General features: G+C 39.7%; 15 protein-coding genes. 8 read left to right on the forward strand and 7 right to left on the reverse strand.

The features are described 5' to 3' along the window. The first annotated feature begins 90 nt into the window (after positions 1 to 90). Positions 91 to 2,325 carry an FUSC family protein gene (locus ACWATR_RS24735; protein ID WP_460338265.1) on the forward strand — a complete coding sequence of 745 codons (2,235 nt, stop codon included), beginning with the start codon at positions 91 to 93 and terminating at the stop codon, positions 2,323 to 2,325. Between the two features lie 109 nt (positions 2,326 to 2,434). Here ACWATR_RS24735 and ACWATR_RS24740 read toward each other — a convergent pair whose 3' ends face one another. Continuing rightward, positions 2,435 to 2,686 (reverse strand): type II toxin-antitoxin system RelE/ParE family toxin, encoded by a 252-nt coding sequence (locus ACWATR_RS24740; RefSeq protein WP_460338267.1) that lies wholly within the window; start codon positions 2,684 to 2,686, stop codon positions 2,435 to 2,437. Continuing rightward, entirely contained in the window at positions 2,683 to 2,913 is a 231-nt protein-coding gene (locus tag ACWATR_RS24745) for an addiction module protein (protein ID WP_460338269.1), read from the reverse strand. Before ACWATR_RS24745 ends, ACWATR_RS24740 begins: the two co-directional genes overlap by 4 nt. A 220-nt stretch (positions 2,914 to 3,133) precedes the next feature. Between ACWATR_RS24745 and ACWATR_RS24750 the strand changes: the two genes are divergently transcribed. The 5 genes from ACWATR_RS24750 (at position 3,134) to ACWATR_RS24770 (ending at position 5,442) form a co-directional block, all read left to right on the forward strand. After that, positions 3,134 to 3,364: a type II toxin-antitoxin system Phd/YefM family antitoxin gene (locus ACWATR_RS24750; protein ID WP_435026090.1), complete on the forward strand. Its 231-nt coding sequence runs from the start codon at positions 3,134 to 3,136 to the stop codon at positions 3,362 to 3,364. Continuing rightward, entirely contained in the window at positions 3,361 to 3,543 is a 183-nt protein-coding gene (locus ACWATR_RS24755; protein WP_460338271.1) for a type II toxin-antitoxin system VapC family toxin, read from the forward strand. Before ACWATR_RS24750 ends, ACWATR_RS24755 begins: the two co-directional genes overlap by 4 nt. 6 nt (positions 3,544 to 3,549) lie before the next feature. Continuing rightward, complete coding sequence (locus tag ACWATR_RS24760; RefSeq protein WP_460338273.1) at positions 3,550 to 3,747, forward strand: type II toxin-antitoxin system VapC family toxin; 198 nt, start codon at positions 3,550 to 3,552, stop codon at positions 3,745 to 3,747. Positions 3,748 to 3,804: 57 nt separating this feature from the next. After that, positions 3,805 to 4,209: a hypothetical protein gene (locus ACWATR_RS24765; protein WP_460338275.1), complete on the forward strand. Its 405-nt coding sequence runs from the start codon at positions 3,805 to 3,807 to the stop codon at positions 4,207 to 4,209. Positions 4,210 to 4,461: 252 nt separating this feature from the next. Continuing rightward, positions 4,462 to 5,442: an aldo/keto reductase gene (locus ACWATR_RS24770; RefSeq protein WP_460338277.1), complete on the forward strand. Its 981-nt coding sequence runs from the start codon at positions 4,462 to 4,464 to the stop codon at positions 5,440 to 5,442. A gap of 802 nt (positions 5,443 to 6,244) precedes the next feature. Here the strand turns inward: ACWATR_RS24770 and ACWATR_RS24775 are convergent. After that, positions 6,245 to 7,846, reverse strand: coding sequence for a B12-binding domain-containing radical SAM protein (locus ACWATR_RS24775; RefSeq protein ID WP_460338279.1), 1,602 nt, complete (start codon positions 7,844 to 7,846; stop codon positions 6,245 to 6,247). Positions 7,847 to 9,173: 1,327 nt separating this feature from the next. Between ACWATR_RS24775 and ACWATR_RS24780 the strand changes: the two genes are divergently transcribed. Next, a complete protein-coding gene (locus ACWATR_RS24780; protein ID WP_460338281.1) occupies positions 9,174 to 11,438 on the forward strand; it encodes an FdhF/YdeP family oxidoreductase in 2,265 nt (754 codons plus the stop codon). Positions 11,439 to 11,569: 131 nt separating this feature from the next. Here ACWATR_RS24780 and ACWATR_RS24785 read toward each other — a convergent pair whose 3' ends face one another. After that, positions 11,570 to 12,325, reverse strand: coding sequence for a TspO/MBR family protein (locus ACWATR_RS24785; RefSeq protein ID WP_460338283.1), 756 nt, complete (start codon positions 12,323 to 12,325; stop codon positions 11,570 to 11,572). Between the two features lie 156 nt (positions 12,326 to 12,481). Between ACWATR_RS24785 and ACWATR_RS24790 the strand changes: the two genes are divergently transcribed. Further along, the gene (locus ACWATR_RS24790; protein WP_460338285.1) at positions 12,482 to 13,099 is read left to right on the forward strand and encodes a hypothetical protein; all 618 of its coding nucleotides are present in this window, start codon (positions 12,482 to 12,484) and stop codon (positions 13,097 to 13,099) included. A 1,018-nt stretch (positions 13,100 to 14,117) separates the two neighbouring features. On the opposite strand, the gene ACWATR_RS24795 is transcribed toward ACWATR_RS24790, so the two are convergent. The 3 genes from ACWATR_RS24795 to ACWATR_RS24805 all read right to left on the reverse strand — a co-directional run bounded on the left by ACWATR_RS24795 (position 14,118) and on the right by ACWATR_RS24805 (position 17,681). Next, complete coding sequence (locus ACWATR_RS24795; RefSeq protein ID WP_460338287.1) at positions 14,118 to 14,579, reverse strand: hypothetical protein; 462 nt, start codon at positions 14,577 to 14,579, stop codon at positions 14,118 to 14,120. A 27-nt stretch (positions 14,580 to 14,606) separates the two neighbouring features. Further along, positions 14,607 to 16,445, reverse strand: coding sequence for an SUMF1/EgtB/PvdO family nonheme iron enzyme (locus tag ACWATR_RS24800; protein WP_460338289.1), 1,839 nt, complete (start codon positions 16,443 to 16,445; stop codon positions 14,607 to 14,609). Between the two features lie 426 nt (positions 16,446 to 16,871). Further along, on the reverse strand, positions 16,872 to 17,681 hold the full coding sequence (locus tag ACWATR_RS24805) for an ABC transporter permease (protein ID WP_460338291.1): 810 nt from the start codon (positions 17,679 to 17,681) through the stop codon (positions 16,872 to 16,874). Between the last annotated feature and the right edge of the window lie 591 nt (positions 17,682 to 18,272).

Genomic DNA, 18,272 nt, shown 5'->3' on the forward strand with positions numbered 1-18,272 from the left:
CTTACGTATCTAATATAAATTAAAATAAATCTGAATATATCAGAATATGAAGAAAATCCAGATAAAAATTTTGTTTTGTTAACAAAAACAATGCAGTTGAATCGAAGTAATTTCCTCAAGATTCTGATCCAGTCAGAGCCAGGAAAGCCAGCAATATCCAACGGCTTACGAGCTGCTTTAGCGTTAGGGGTTCCCATGCTAATTGGGCAACTCATCAACCAAAGGGAAAGCGGATTATTTGTCGGTTTGATGGCTTACTTTGTCAACTTTGCGAATATTGGTGGCCCTTACCAGATCAAAGCTAAGGCGATGGCGGCGGCTACTTTGGGAATGGCTGTTTCAGTATTTGTGGGTACTATAGTCGCTAGAGTTCCAGCGCTAGCTGTGGTGCTGACATTTCTCTGGGGACTTGCTTCTGGTTTTGCGTCCCTGTACGGTAATGCTGGTGCAAATGTCGGACTGGTGCTAGGGATATCATTTGTTACCACGATCGCACAATCAGGAAACTTGGAAACTGCATTCATGCGATCGCTGCTATGTCTAATTGCAGGTGGATGGGCGATGCTACTTTCTTTGGTAATGTGGCCATTTAAACCTTATGATCCACTACGGATAGCTTTGGCTAATTCCTTAAATGCGTTAGCTAGTTACATTCAAGCTTTTGTAGGTAAAGTTGCAACATCTGAAAAGATTCTCGAAATTAGACAGGCATTAGAGACAGCAAGGACTACTTTAGGTACTGTCAGGATTGGACAGCCAGCGCGGAGTTGGATGGATGAGCAATTGTTAGTGCTAATTCAGGATGGCGATCGCTTACTTGGTTCAGTTATCGCCTTAACCGAATTACTTGAAACTCACTTCCAACAACATCAATATCAAGCAGTCCAGCAATTAGTAGACGATGCACTCGAACAAATATCAGTCATTCTCCAAGCTATAGCGAAAGTCATCTCTGGCAAATCTGCCAGCATCGATCTCGGAAATCTCAAGCGTATCTGTGAGGCACTGAAGGAACAAGAAAGTCTGCAAAGGAAAGCAATTGCTGGGAGTGAGACAGACTACACAACTCTCGTTGCTTTCACTAACCTAGTGCTGATGATCGAAAAGCTGATCAAGCAATTGCAATACACGGCTCAGACAGCGAAATCTCTGGCAGATCACAGCAAAAAGAATCGCCGAGATGTAGATAGACTTCTGTTAATTGAAGACAAACAGCGATCGCTCTTAAGTTTACTCCAAGAAAACTTCACCTTAAACTCAGCAATCTTTCGCCATGCTCTCCGCATAGCTGTGAGTCTAACTGTAGGCGTAATCCTATACAGCATTACCAATTTACCAATGGGGTATTGGGTGACACTGACAATCATGCTAGTCCTCAAACCAAACTTGGGTGCAACTTTTCAGCGGTTTTTCCAGCGAGTTGGCGGGACAATCTTGGGAGCTGTATTAGCCGCTGTCATCGTTGCAACTATCACTAGTAAGACTGTATTAGACATCATCATTTTGCTGACAGTCTTTTTTGGCATTTCCCTGATCAGTGTCAACTACGCCTATTCAGTGGTTTTTTTGTCAATATTTGTCTTACTCATTATTGACATTGGTCATCCCATTGGTTGGGAATTTGCTGGTTTTCGCATATTGAATACATTAATTGGGGCGGGACTGGCTTTTGCGAGTCATTATTTTATATTGCCAAATCGGGAACGCGATCGCTTACCCAGTCAACTCGCCACTGCACTGCGAGAATGTCACAACTACTTTCGGGATGTGATGGCTGTTTATCAGGGAACAAAAGAGCCTGACTCTACAATTATCAGTCAACGGCGACAAACTGGACTGGCAATCGGCAATGCCCAAGCCTCCTTCCAAGGATTGCTACGCGAACCCAAAATGCACAAAGAATTAGTAGAACCAGTAATGACGCTGCTGGTGTACATGGGACGTTTTACTAACGCCGTGACAGTTTTGGCAGTACATCTCGAACATTTTCGAGGAACAGTGCCCCTACCAGAATTAGAAACCTTTGTCCGCCAAATTTCGCTACTGTTAGAGCAGTTAGCTGATTCAATACAGCAGGAAATTACCCCACCGCCTTTACCTGACTTAGAAGCAACGCTGCGAAAAATCCAACCGCACCTGCAAGCACTGCGTACAGCCCGGATACAAGAGCTAGATGTCAATCAAGGACATACACCGATTCGTCAGGCAGTCATTGATTACAGCATATTAGATTTAGAGATTGACCAGATTGTTCGGCGGTTGGCTGCTATGCACTCAGCGATGGTACGGTTGAATTCAGTTCAAGAAAACACATTTAATAACTGAATCTGTCATTTCTTTGAGTCTTTTTTTATTAAATTTCAATATTTCTTTCTTTCCAGTAATTCGGTTTGCGCTTACCATGCGCGATGCCTAGTGGCAAGCCGCAAAGCGTCTACGCAATAACCCAAATTACTTCTTCAAGCACCGTATAAAAAATCAGATAGGGAAAACGTTGAATAGCATAACGACGTATTCCTTCAATCTTGTGTGGGGTTCCTAAATTGGGGTTTTGCTGAATTTTAAGAATAACTTTTTCCAATTCAGACAGTAAATCTAGTCCCAAGCCTACTTTTTGAGCTTCATAGTAAGCTATTGCAGTGTCAAGCTCCTTTCGGGCTTCGGTGTGGATAACAATAAACTTCACGAATACTTTTCTCGTAACTCAGAAAAAACTTGAGATGATGGTTCTCCAATAGCTGTTTTGCTACTAATATCCTCCAACCGTTGAGTTAATTCCGTATCCCAAGCAGTTTCTAGATTATCATCTATACCCTCATCTAAAGAATGAATTAAAAAGTAGGCAATTTCAGCACGTTCTTTTGTAGAAAGCTGAGAAAGTTCTAGTTTAAGTTTTTCGGCAGTTTCACTCATGCTTTGGAGTCTCCCTAAGAATTCTAATTATAGGCTCAACTATCTGATCGTAACTGCTTTACAGGTAAATTGCGATCGCATCCAAAAACCCAAATAACCTTACAGCAGACGATCAAAAAATCTTATAGATATCTGTAAAATTAAGCAAGAGCGATGGCGGAGCCATTGCCTTTTCTCCGAGACGCTCCGCGAAAGGCTAACGCATAGAAGCACAAAACTAATGATACGGATTCCATTAACAGAAGCTCAACTTCATTTACCCGAACTGATTGCAAGTCTGCAACCCGGTGAAGAAGTACAGATTTTTTCCGGCGATCGCACTGTTGCCAGACTGATTGGCGAACTCCAACCACCCCGCAAGCCTCGCCAGCCCGGTAGTGCGATCGGAACCCTAACCATCCTGTCTGAAGACGAAACCCACTTGGAAGACTTTCACGACTACATGCCATGAAGTTTTTGCTCGATACTCAGGCATTCCTTTGGTTTGTACTCAACGATCGCGCCCTTAGTCAAGTCGCCTGTGATTTGATTGTCGATCCCCTCAATGATATCTTGCTCAGTCCTGCTTCCTATTGGGAAATTGCTATCAAAGTTAGTATTGGTAAGTATCAAATTCCTGGAAATTTTTAAATGTGGATGGAGCATCAAATCCAAGTTAACGAATTTGAAATATTACCAATTAAAGTTGCTCATGCAGCGGTGATCGTGGCTCTGCCATTCCATCATAAAGATCCCTTTGATCGGCTTTTGGTTGCCCAAGCACTCACAGAAAAGATTCCGATCATTAGCGTGGATGCAGTGCTAGATAATTATGCAGTCACTCGTTATTGGTAAGTACAATAACCTGGAGTCATTTGCAGTGCTTTATATCTGATGTGTGAGTTCTGCATTTTGTACCTCAGTTACTTTCAAACTGCTGTCAATAATCAACAAGCTCCTACAAACAAATTGGAAATAGTCAAAAAACGTGCTGATTTACTTCGTCTCAATCATCAACAGGTCAAACTTATTGGACGTTACACATCAAAAGCCTGGAAACCTGACCCGCAATCTACTGGAATTCCAGGTTTTCAAGGACTTTATACAAAATCGCAAATTGTGCTTGAGGATGACACCAAAGTAAGCATTTTCGCATCTTGGAATAAACAATCGTTGCGATCGCCAGATGAAGTAGAAAAATACAATAATCAAATGGTTGAAGCAATTGGAGTGGTACAGTTTGAAGCTACACCCTTTCCAAATTCTCAAATCCGCGAATCCTTCATTAATTTAAGTCAATTAAATTTTTACATATAGTAAATGTCTGTTTTAATCACCAACGTTGTTCTTAGAGTTTGAAAAGTATTGGGCGAATATAATTCGCTACTACACAAACGAACGCGAACAGCGTCTCGCAGAGAAGTCCACCTGCGTGGACTAACGAGAAATGAAGGTTTTTAACCCGCGCAGGTGGGTTTTGTCTGTGTAGCCGCGACTTCTAGTCGCCCTTTTTAAACTACCCGCGCATTAATGCCTGATAATTAATAAGGCAATCTACACAGAGCAAAGATGCAGACTCTCCAAAAACTCTTCCTCCCAAGTATGGGCTGCGGGACTTGGGCCTGGGGCAATCAACTGCTTTGGGGATATGACGAAAGTATGGATGACCAGTTGCAAGCCGTCTTTAACCTTTGTGTAAGCAACGGTGTAACTTTATTTGATACAGGTGATTCTTATGGAACAGGGAGATTGAATGGTCGCAGTGAGTTACTCCTGGGACGATTTAACCGAGAATACGTAGGTTCAGACAAAGAAAAGATTTGTATTGCTACTAAGCTTGCTGCTTACCCGTGGAGATGGACACGCCAATCAATGATAAGGGCTTGCCAGTCATCTGCTCAACGCCTGGGAAGAAATGTCGATTTGGTACAGATGCACTGGTCTACAGCGAATTATGCCCCTTGGCAAGAGGAAGGGCTGTTAGATGGTCTTGCCGATGTATATGAGCAAGGACTGGTCAAGGGAGTAGGACTATCCAATTATGGGCCGAAACGACTTAAGAAAGTGCAGAAAAAGTTTGCTGAACGAGGCGTTCCGATTGCAACTCTGCAAGTTCAATACTCTCTGTTATCTACATATCCTGTCACTCAACTCAAACTCAAAGACCTTTGTGATGAGTTGGGAATTAAATTGATTGCCTACAGCCCTCTCGCTTTGGGAATACTAACAGGAAAATACTCTGAGCAAGGCCCTTTGCCCAAAGGCATCCGAGGTCTGTTATTTAGGCAGATATTACCAGGAATGCGATCGCTGTTGGGATGTTTGCGAGAGGTGGCACAGTCTAGAAACAAAACCATGTCACAGGTAGCAATTAATTGGTGTATCTCTAAAGGAACCATTCCCATCCCTGGAGCCAAGAGCGTCGAACAAGCGAGGGAGAATCTTGGTGCGTTGGGTTGGCAATTAGACGCCAGTGAGATTGCAGAGTTGGATAGTGCAGCGGCAAATGCCGACAAAAAAATGGTACAAAATATCTTTCAAACTAAGTAAAATCTCAATATTTCTCAATTTAAATATCACATTGCCAAACCTGGTTTAAATCCGAGAATAAAAATACTGTGATTTTCCATAAATTCCGACATAAATCTCTTAATTATGTCTGAGTTATTAGTGATATAAATTACTATTTTTAGCTGAAAGTACAGCACTTTTATTCAATTTTTTGTTAAAAATAGCTTTTTTATCGACTAGCTACGGAATCAAAACTGCGTAGAATTTATTTTTAGATAACATCTAAAAAAGACTTAAATAAAGGAGTTATGTCCTAATATTTAGTGTGTGGAACTTGATTTTTAACCTTTACTAAGAAAGAATGAATATTGAGTCTAACATCTTGTAGACACTCTTGGTGACAACTTAACCTTATCCAATGTCCACAGTCCGCGAAAGCGGACTTTTTTTTATATATAGGACTCATATTTGATTTTTGAAAAAAATTCGGTACACCTTAATCTTCTGAAATCCTATTGCCTATTGCCTATTGCCTGCCTACGCAAATTAGTTCAGAAATCAAAGCGGATTCCTATATTAGCTGAGAGCTATTAATCAAACTGATTAGCTCGTTATTGAGAAGTGAATTAATGACTTGAATATAAAATTTAGAAAATATAAGAGCCTAGTTATAAAGTAAATATTAAGTAGGGGCATGGCAAGCCTAAAATGCTTCAATAGATTTTTGAGAAAATTGAGATAAATCAATATTTTCTGCTTTTTTCCTAATGCACGACTTTAGCTTTGCCACGCCAGTAGAATGTGTTACGACTGTGTGGAATTTTAGGATGTGCTGTATGAGTTATTTTGTAACGCTTCCTAACACTTCCATAACTTCTGCTTCCGGTTTTACCCTAGCTTCTGCTTCCAGAAATTCAGCTACTTGAGCCTCAATTTCATCCCGAACAATTTGGCGATATTCCAAGAAATGCTCAATTTGGGCACAAACAGCTAAGTAGCTACTCACCCCACCTCGATTATGCTGATACATGTTCCACAAGTTGCGCCAGAATTGCCAGCGCGTCTGACGAAGTAGACCTTGACGCCAACAAATCACCAGCAACGCTCGGAGTACTTTCCAGTTCAATGGTTTTTTGGCACCTTTGCCCTTTTTCGGGTAGGTTGCTTCGCCCAAAAGACGGAAGTGTTTGTATGTACGCTCTAAAAACCGTTCTGGCTCATACAAATCACAGAAGGCCTGCACATATTCACGAGCGATGTCTTCTAACGGTCGAGTTGGTACAAAATTCATCAACGTGGTTTGGTTGATGTTGGCAGATTTATTGCGGAGTCGTCCTTCCTTTTCTAATCTATGCCAGAGGGCTGTATCTGGAAGTGCTTGCAACATACTAAACAAGGCTGTGGGAATTGCTGTTTGCTCTACAAATTTGACAATTCGTGCGCCTGCACCTGCCTTTTCGCCATCAAACCCAATAATAAAACCTGCCATGACTCGCAGCCCTGAGCGGGTAATCTTATTCACCGCCTCACTGAGTGAGTCTCGCGTATTCTGATATTTCTGAGTAAAAGTGAGACTTTCTTCGTCGGGGGTTTCAATTCCCAGAAAAACGGCTCCAAAATTACACGCTACCATCAAGTCCATCAGTTCTTGATCTTGGGCTAAATCAACTGAAGCCTCTGTAGCAAAGGAAAAGGGATAGTTATGTTCTACCATCCAGGGCAAAAGGGACTTCAAAAATAATTTGACATTCCGCTTATTGCCGATGAAGTTGTCATCCACCATAAAAATACTACGCCGCCAACCCAGTTGATAGAGGTAATCAAGTTCTGCTAATATCTGTTCTGGGTTTTTAGTGCGGGGTTTGCGACCGTACAGCACAATAATGTCGCAGAATTCACACTGAAAAGGACATCCGCGCGAAAATTGCACTGACATCTCCGCGTATGCTTCAAACTCTAGCAAGTCAAAGCGAGGAGTTGGAGTGTTGGTGACATCTGGTTTTTCACCGTTAGAGCGAAAGATACCTGTGCGATCGCCCCGTGCGATCGCTGCTACAAATAAAGGTAGGGTGATTTCCCCTTCGTCTAATATCAAGTAGTCTGCTCCGGCGGATGTCATTTCATTTGGTAGCGCCGTCGGGAAGGGACCACCCACAGCGACTTGTTTACCTCTTTGCTTTGCTTCCAATATTTGAGAGAGCAAATCCTCTTTTTGCACAATCATCGCCGACATAATAACCAAATCTGCCCAAGCCCATTCTGCCTCTGTACAAACGCGAACATTACGATCTACTAGCTTGAAATTCCATTCCTGGGGTAAAATCGCCGCTACAGTCACCAAGCCTAAAGGCGGTAGCATTGCTTTACGGTCTAATAAAGCCAGAGTCTTTTCAAAAGACCAAAAACTTTTTGGAAAACGGGGGTATAGAAGTAAAACGTTCATATTTGATGCTTATAAACCTTGATTTTTGTTACTGGTTTACTTCATATAAAACTAAACCAGTCATCAGAACACATTAGAGGAGCTTCTGTATCCAGTAGCTATAATCTCTACTATGACTTATTTAGACAAAGCAATATCTCGTCAGGGCGATTATTACTGTTTTCAGACTAGAAAGATTCCGCCCACAATATGCGAGGCGAAAACCCAAGAGCAAAAGTACTGAGTACTCTCCTTCTTACTCAGCACTCAGCACTGAGTCTGGTAAAGGATTTCGCCGGAAATAAGAGGACTTGTGGGACGCTTCTTGTATTCTGCCTCCTTCAAGACTTGGCAAATTGGCAATTTTGAGGAAATTAACTGTGTTATTTTCAATACTATACAAGGTGTATTTGCACTTTCAAGCTATTTAGACGGGCTGCAACCCGTCTTTATTTATTGCGATCGCAGATATCTATACATAGATAATACGTCTCTTCAATCCTGACTTTTCACGTTATGTGGAAAAGTCCACCAAAAACCTAACCCCCTAACCCCCTTCCCGACGCGGGAAGGGGGAAAATTCAAAGTCTCTCTCCTAAAAGGCTACGGTGTACACACAAGTCGAAAAAAGCTTGATTTTCCATTCTTCTCTCGTTTATCTCGTTTACCTCGTTTTTATCTCGTTCCCATGTTCTACATGGGAATGCTCCTCGTGGAGGCTCTGCCTCCAATCTGGGAACGAGGAAAGTCTTATCAAGCTAGGTTTTTAGGACTTGTGTGTACACCGTAGCCTAAAAGGAGAGAGATTTAGAGAGAGGTTTTTCAGATGCCGTGAAAAGTCAGCTCCAATCCTCCCCAAGTAGGGTGATCCATTACCCGGATCTTTCTTAACATGTGTAGAAGCGATGTCTAAGAGGATGTTTGAAAAGTATTAGGCGAATAGAATTCGCTACTACACAAACCTAGACGCTTTGCGGCTTCCCGCAGAGTAGCCCACCTGCGTGGAAAGCGTTAAAAATCAAGAGTTTTTAACCCACGGAGGTGGGTTTTGTCTGTATAGCCGTGACTTCTAGTCGCCAGGGCTAGTACCGCAAGGCGGAATTAAAAATTAAAAATTAAAAATGAAGACAGCGTAAGGATTTTGTTGATTGGGAGTGGGTGGTTTATTTACGCCGTGCTGTACTATAGGACTCATATTTTATTTCTGAAAAAACTCAGTACAACTAAGAAGCCTTCTTGACTGTTGCCTGTTGCCTATTGCCTGCCTGCCTACGCAAATTAGTTCAGGAATCAAAGCGGATTCCTATAGTAATAATAGTTAGTTAAACGAGCAGAGATGTAGCTAAGTATGGATAACTTCCCTCAAACCAATTCTAGCTACCCTGTTGGGGGTGGTTTACCTGTGATTCAATATTGGGCAGAAAAAACTCTCTCACCACAAGGATTAAAATTATGGCAAACTCTCAATCATAAAAGTGCGTGTTTATCCTGTGCTTGGGGTACGGGTGGACAAAAGGGGGGGTTTGTTAATGAAGCGGGAGAATATTTACAACGCTGTGCTAAAAGTGTAGAAGCGATCGCTGCGGAATTGCAACCAGGAATTAAACAAGATTTTTTCCCAGAAAATAGCATCAGTGAGTTACAAAAACTGACTTCTCAAGAATGCGATCGCTTGGGTAGATTAAGTTATCCTCTCATTCTCAGATCAGGTTCATCCTATTATCAACGCATAAGTTGGGAAGAAGTTTATGATATCGCTACACAAGCCTTCAATTTACCACCAGCACGAATTGCTAGTTATAGTTCTGGACGTTCATCTAATGAAGCTGCCTACTTACTACAATTATTAGTGCGATCGCTAGGTAGTAATAATCTAGCAGACTGTTCAGATTTGTGTCACGCACCCTCAACAGTGGGGTTAAAAAAAGTTTTCGGCTCAGGTACATCAATGGTCAGCTTAGAGAGCCTGGAACATAGTGATTGTATCGTTTTAATTGGTTCCAACGCACCTGCAAATCATCCCCGATTGATGAACGAATTGATAAAATTGCGGGAAAGAGGCGGTAAAGTAATTATTATTAATCCTCAAATTGAAATAGGTTTAGTTAAATTTGCATCTCCTGCATTTCCCATCAAATCTTTACTCATAGGAGGTTCAGATATATCTTCTTTATATTTACAACCAATTCCTGGTAGTGATGTCGCATTATTTGTAGGTTTGCAAAAATCTCTAATTGAACAGAACTTGATTAAAACAGAATATCTTCAATCTTATACACGAGATTGGCAAAAAGTTATAGATTACGCTAATAATAAATCGTGGGATGATATCACTAATACCTGTGGTTTATCCCAAGAAGAAATCACAGCAACAGCTTATATAATTGGTAAATCAGCACGTGTAGTTTTTGCCTGGGCAATGGGAATAACTCAACATGCTAATGGTGTAGATAATGTTTTTAGTATTGCTAATACAGCATTAATTACAGGGAATGCTGGTAAAATTGGTGCTGGAACAATGCCCATTCGAGGACATTCCAATGTGCAAGGATTTGGTTCAATGGGTGTCACTATAAACTTGCGGGAAGAAATCAAACAAGCACTATCTGAACTATTAGGAAAACCTCTCAATGAAACTCCTGGTTATCATACCCGTGACTTAATAACAGCGGCAGAATTAGGAAAAATAGATACACTATTTTGTTTAGGGGGAAATTTCTATGCAGCTAATCCAGACTTACAGCAAGCCAAACAAGCATTGTCGCAAATAGAAACCATTTTTTATGTATCTACTAAACCAAACTTAGGACACTTTCACGGATTAGCCAAACAGCAAACTTTAATATTACCTGTCTTCAATCGCTTTGAAAATCCTCATAAAACAACAACTGAATCAGGTAATAACTTTGTACGGTTAAATAACGAAGGTAAAAGTCATTTACAACCACCTGACGCTGATCTGATTTCAGAAATAGAATTAATTACAGAAATTGCCCATCGGTTACATGGTAAAACACCAATAGATTGGCGGAAGCTGCAAGATACAGTTTATGTAAGAAAATTAATTGCTAAAACCATTCCTGGTTATGAAAAAGTTGGCATAATTGACCAAGACAAACAGGAATTTATCATTGAAGGACGGATTTTAGATGAACCTAAATTTCCTACATCTGATGGCAAAGCACAGATGTTTGTCACACCTTTACCACAATTATCGCTACCTTCTAAAGAAACATTTGGTGTCACAGAAAATCAGCCAGGAATTGTGGTAATTTTAGGAACAGGACGCAGCTATGGTCAACATAATACTGTAGTTTATCGCAATGAAGATAAATATCGAGGAATGCCCAATCGTCACTGTATTTTAATGAATTCTCTAGATGTAAAAAAAGCGGGATTCCATGAACATCAGCGAATAAAAGTTAAAGGAGATAGGGGAGAATTAGACAATATTGAAATTATTTGTGGAGCAATCCTTGAAGGTGTAGCTTTTATGTTTTATCCTGAAGCTAATATTTTATTTAAAGCAAAAATTGATCCACAAAGTGGTACACCTGCTTATAAAAGAGTTCCGGTTTGTATTATAGATTCCCAATCTTACTTTTCCCATTAAGTCTTAGATTTAAGAATTTAAAAAACGGTAGATCAATTAGCAATCTACCGTTTTTTATGTATGTTGAATGTAGTACTCAAAAGTCAAGTGATATTTTCCCTTGCTTTCATGTGAAAGTGAATCTTGAGTATTTATTTCTCCACAGGTGTTAGTTTTAAAGGATACAATGGCTCAGATCCGTTTAATTGCCAAATTCTAAATACCAATACAGCAGCTACAGTTAGCCATACACAAGAAAATGATAAAGTCATTCCCGCTACAGGATAAGTTTGCCAATAAATTGCCGTCACCACTACAGCAGATAACCAAGGGCCTAAAATAACCACAGGAACAGCAGCACCTAATCTCCGTTCTACAGTAAAAATCGTATTCCAAGTATCCCCCAAAGCCAGATGCACCACAAACAAAATTAAAGGCAGCACAAAAAACTGGTGATTCATTTGCTGCCAAACTAATACAGAAGAAATTACCCGCAAAACTGCAATTATCATCCAAACTATGGGAAATACTAAAGGTGGAGGAGACCATCTTGGTCTGATTACCTGGTCATAAGTCTGACGAGAACGGGTATTATCTAAAAGAGAAAAAATTCGTGAACGGATACTTAATAGAGCAAAAAATAATCCGGTTAATAAAGTGCTAAACCAATTGGGAAAAGAAGAATTGGTATCAATCAACATTACTATTTTTTCCATTCCCAGCAATACGAGAACCATGACTACTATTTGTAAGATAGTCCCTAGTGTATAAACTAAAACTGCTCTAACATCTAGTTCTTGTGTAGTAGCTATTGATGTATTTGGAGACTGTTGTTGATTAAGAGTTTTTACCCCCATCACTGCATTGACAAATTGTTCAACTATTCCACTATTATTGGATTTATTCATAATTAAAAGATTGTACGTAGCTTGTAATTAGTAGTAATAAGTCATTATATGATAGTCTAATGGTTCAAAATAATTTTTATAGTATCTTTTAATATCAGAGTTTATAAGTTGCAAATCTAATGTACAGTCTTTCGTAAGTGATATTGAGGAAAAAACGTGGAATTTCAGAAGTTATTGTATATTTTTACTCTAGTAAAGATTGCTACGTTCGCTCTGAGTGTACCTGTATTTGCTCAAATCACACAGACTCCCTCCAATTCTTCACAATCGAGTTGTCGTGCAACTAAAGTAGATACTCCAATTTTCAAAGAACCTTCAACATCATCCAACGCTATCAGAATATTGTCGGCAAAAACAAAGATTGCTTTGGCATATATACCAGTTAGTGGAGATAGATTTGTCAGAATTCAATCTCCGACTTCAGGGTTTATTCAAACCGCTGTGCTGAAATTTTGTCAAACGAATAACAACGCTCAAAACCTGTCGAGTAAACCTACTATTGGCAGTGAATGCCGGCAACTTGTACAACCTCAAACTCTACGTCTCCAACCAAGTACAAAAGGAGCCTATATTGCAACACTTTCTCCAAACACAATATTGTTTGTGAACTTGCTTACAGGTAATGTAGTTAAGTCATACAAAGCTGAAAATTACATTTGGGTAGAAATCGACCTTGCCAGAAGTTTCCCTGGAGAGTTATCTGGTAATGGTTGGATAGCCAATACTGACTTAATAAATACTCCTGGATTAAGCAGTCTGACTTATTGTAGTTAGTAGTCAAACACCTTGAGTTTCCTCATCCTAGTGGTGCAGCAAATGTTACTGGTTATAAGCTAATGGGTAAACCAGCAACACGAGAAAACCGGATTAATTTCTGGCAGGAAAAAGTTTTTGCCTACTTATCAGGGTTGTAGATAAGGGTAATTGCCAGTGCGTTTCTGATTTTATTTATAGTAACGCTAGTCGCGTTTAACTTCGTCTTTGTCTCTCCTCTCCGAATATAATTATGTCAGAGTATCTGAGATACTATCTCGTAAACGCTCCTTGACCTTGGAGATGATTCGGAAGTTAAATCAAGAGTTAGGTATTCCGGCGGAGATTCTGATCCAGCCTTCTGATTCAGTGCAAACCTCTGCTTAATAACGGTCATAACAAAGCGACTAAATATTAAACCGTGAAAAATTCCTCTATTCTTATGAATGTAAAACTTCAGACTGACAAAGACAAGCTACAGGAAAGCACTAGTATAAACATAAATAAAGAAATAGAAAATGAAAAAGTTCTATGTCCTCATTGTCAACGCACTGCTACAAACGGTATTAAATGTAAAGGTATTTGTGTGGCTGATAATGACTATTAATACCAATTTAATATGAGGCTGCATAGAAAAGAGCTTCTAGGATAAAGTTATAAGAAGAGATAGATATTACCTACTCAAGTGTAATTTGGTCGAATATTTCTTGGATGCGAGGACGAGGTACTTTTAGCTTTGCTCTTAATCGATATCGAACCCAAGCATAAAGTTAAGAAGTGAAGCACTATTTTATGCGGTTTCACTTTAATAATGATACAAATCCGCTGCTACGCGTACAGTAATGATTATGCGTATTAATTTAAGTCAAAACACGAGTAAGTTTATAAACCACGTTGAAATATGCGCCTATTACGCTTGCGCTGCGGTCTGCATACCATGCAGGTTAGAAAAAACTTGATTTTGCATTAGTCCACCTCCGTGGACTTTGCTTGTGTAGGAGCGAATTCCATTCGCCAAATACTTTTAGAAATTCTTGATTCACAAACTTGTTCTAATCCACCAGCCTATTTTCTCCAAATTAGGATCTATTTCCTGCCAAAAACTTGCTGAAGAGTCTGCTTCTCTTGTTGCTGCGAGTATTTTTTCTATACTGTCGAAGTTTTTTTGAATCAACTGCTTATCTAGTTTAGGAATATCTAATTTCAGATATTTCAGCCGATTGGGTAACTCTACTTGCTCTCTTGTTGGCAAGTGGGTAATCTGATCAATTTTCTCTAAAATTTTGTCTACTGATGCAATAACTTCTTGCAGGTTCGGCTTTTTAGTTTGTAATTGCAAATCTTTTTCTTCAAAGGTTTCTTCTTGATTACCTAACTTTACTATCACTATTTTGACGAAGAAAATATTGTAATCAATTTCACTTACCTCACCAACTTGTTGATGATATTTTCCAGTTTTATTTATAAGTACTATGTCACCTTTCTCAATTCTGTCTTTCATGATTTCTACAGCCTCTAAATTAAATTGCTAAATAATCTCCTCTACCGAAAATACTACTCTAAAGCCACAAACCCTCAGTCCACCGTCTGACTCATTCCAGCTACGGCTAGCGCTGCGACACAGTTCTGCGTTGAAACTCCAAGAACCACCGCGTAGTACCCGGCGATTAATATCACCGCCAACTTCCCAAGCTGTTCCATCTGAGGGCGCATCGTTGTAATTGTTGTGCCATGCATCAGCACACCATTCCCAAACTAGCCCGTGCATATCATACAATCCAAAGGCGTTGGCGACTTCAAAACTACCGACGTTGGTTGTTTCTTTACGGAATTTGCTTTTTGGTTCGATAGTGCAACTGACTAACTCAGAGGTAATGGTTTCGCCAAAGTGGAAGGATGTTGTAGTTCCAGCCCGACAAGCATATTCCCATTCAGCTTCACTCGGTAAACGATAGTCGCGTCCAGTTTTTTCTGATAGTCTGAGACAGAATTCTACAGCCTCATACCAAGATACATTTTCTACTGGTCTATCTAGACCTTTGAATTTCGATGGATTGGGATTTAAAGCTTGTTTGACTTTGGGTAAAGCTGCTACTACTCTCCACTGTGCTTGAGTTACGGGAAATTTCCCCATAAAAAATGGTTCAACGGTAACTTGATGTCGAGGGCGTTCGTCAGCATCTCCTTCAAACTCTGGTGAACCCATCATATAAGTACCGCCAGGAATCGACACCATTTCTAATGTGACAGATTTACCCAATTCTTCGGCAAAGAAGTTTGCATTGCAACTCATGCGATTTACTTCTCTACCACCTGTGTCTACTGTCACTACGTCAAATTCAAAGGTTTCTAAGGGTGGTAATGGTACGATTACTTTTTGTGGTAGCCGCGGTAATATGGGTTGGGACATCGAAACAATTTTTAGAGCAACTGGTTCAATGTTCGATGTTGCAAATTTCAAATCGTTGATAACTTCTACTGCTGTTTGATATCTTTCGCTAGGCAGATGTTTTAGTAATTTATCTAATATTTTTCCTAAGTCGTCGCTGATAGTAATACCTTTTTCTTGCAAACGTTCGCGCCACAACCACTTAGCATTCATGGCATCATAAATAGGATCATTAACCTGTCCAGAAGCATCTTGGAAGGGCAAACATCGAGTTAAAAGACGCACACAAGTTACACCCAAAGCATACAAATCACTGCCGTGACAAGCAAATCCAGCCATTTGTTCTGTTGGGGCATAACCAAGGGTATAAATTACTGTAGCTTGTCTTCCTAAACTGGTTTGTGTTACCTGTTTAGCACCGCCGAAGTCAATTAATACTGGTTTTTCATCACTTGCACGACGAATAATATTTTCTGGTTTGATATCCCGATGAATGACGTTATGGGTATGAATGAATTGCAGTACTGGTAATAAATCAGCTAAAAGTTCCCAAATTTGTTGTTCGCTATAAATTTGTTGCTGAACTTCTTGTAAGAGAGTTTTTCCTTGAATAAATTCTTGTACGAGATATAAACTAGCACCTTGTTCAAAGTAAGCAAGTAATCTGGGAATTTGGGTGTGATTTTCTCCCAGTTCATACAACCGAAAAGCCTCTTCTTTGAAAAATTCTGCTGCTTTGGTACGTTGTCCTGTTCCCTGAAATTGTGGGAAAAATTGTTTGATGACGCAAGGCGCGTTTAGTCTATCTACGTCTTCTGTAGCATAGGTTCTGCTAAATCCACCTTCACCTAAAAGTCTTAATACGCGGTAACGGTTTCTTAGCAGTTTGCCAAAGTTGCTTTGTCCGCAACTCACACAAAATCTATTGCTATCAGAGTTGAATGGATTTGAGCAATTGGGATTTTGGCAGATTTGCATAATGAGGGGGAAATAGCATCTTCTCCAAAGTTAGTCCCAATATTATCTAATTGAAAACAGTTATGTAGAGAAGCGAACACGGAAGTTTATTCATGTGCTTAAAACTATCTTTAACACGAGGATAGAAGGATGAATAAATTATATTTATTTATACCAATTCAATTAATTATTGCAACACATACTTGGGTTAAGACGCGATGAATCGCGTCTCTACAAATGGTGTATTTGTCACATTCTTTTTTACAATTGGTATTACTTATCTATAATTATGACGTTGTGTTAGCAGAAAATATGGCACATTGCCATAATGTTTGGGCGTTGGGCTTGCCGTAATGCACCCTAAATTTTAATATAGCTGTTGTTCATGAGCCAAAAAAGTTCACGAAGAACGAAATTGCCAATAATCTTTATTGCAAATTAAAACTCTTATTTAAAAGTTTTCTTGTCTCCAGAGGCGCGAATTAATTCAGCTATAATAGCAACGATCGCAGATACGAAAATTAACATTACACTCAGAGCATTAATATCAGGTTTAACTCCTGTTCTAATCCGGCTAAAAATTTCCATTGGCAGGGTGTTAGAACCGCTACCAGCAGTAAAACTGGAAATGAGAAAGTCATCTAGGCTGAGAACAAAGGCTAAGAGACAACCAGCTACAATCCCAGGCATTAATTCAGGTAGCAATACTTTGATGAAAGCTTGGGTTGGTGTAGCGCCTAAATCTAGTGCTGCTTCTTCTAAGTGAGGATCTAAATTAGTCAGTCGTGAAGCAACCACTAGTCCGACGTAGGCGAGACAAAACACTACATGGGCTGCAACTATCGTCCACAAACTCAAAGGGATTGCAAAGGCGGCTAGACATACTAGGGTAGCCACTGCGATCGCAATATCGGGAATAATCAATGGTAGGTAAGCAATACCCCGATACAATTTCTTACCAGGAAATTCGTAACGCGCTAACCCAACCGCCATCAAGGTTCCCAGCACTGCTGAAACTGCCACGGCACAACCAGCAACGATCATACTGTTTTGCAAAGCTGATAAGATGCGATCGTCACTGAACAACTTGCCATACCAATCGAGAGTGAATCCTTGCCAAGTTGCACTGTAGGGTGACTGATTGAAGCTATAAAAGCCAAGTACCAGTATGGGCAGGTACATGAACACAAATATCAGTAGTGAGAAAACCGCTTGCCATGAGACACGCGGTTTTTTGAGAGATGGAGAGATATTCACGTTTATATATGATTTTTATTGATAGCAATACAAAATATCATATTTTGTGTAATTAGTCAATAATTTAACTCCTTTTTCTTTTGCCTAGTGGGGAATTCAATAGACAAGTAGAGGCAATTCATGTAGACGCTTTGCGTCTTCCCGCAGGGTATTGCCTCTACTTGTTAAGTGTGGGAAAACTCCCGCCACTATTTACTAGTTAATTATTACTTTTAAGAAAATAGATAGAACTTCTAAAAAATACTACTTCTGATTGCAAACCATCGAATTTACCAAAATCTGTCCTTTGGGTAGATACAGGTTATCCTTTAGAGTACGGAAAGCCGCCCAAAGAGTGTCTAGATACTTTATTTTTTAATCAATATTTGTAAACAAGTTAATTGACAAGCAATAACAGAGTTTTATCGCCAAATATCGCTATTTAGCTTAGATTATAACGATTTTAGAAAGTTTGTTTTTATAAAAAACCCCATATTATTTAATTGCCCTAAATCACCAAATAATCATAAATAAGAATATAGCTACCTCTTTAGGGGTGGGTAATTTCCGTACTAGGATAGACAAGAAATATAGAAGTAACAGCATAACATT

The sequence above is a fragment of the Nostoc sp. UIC 10890 genome (assembly GCF_054786515.1).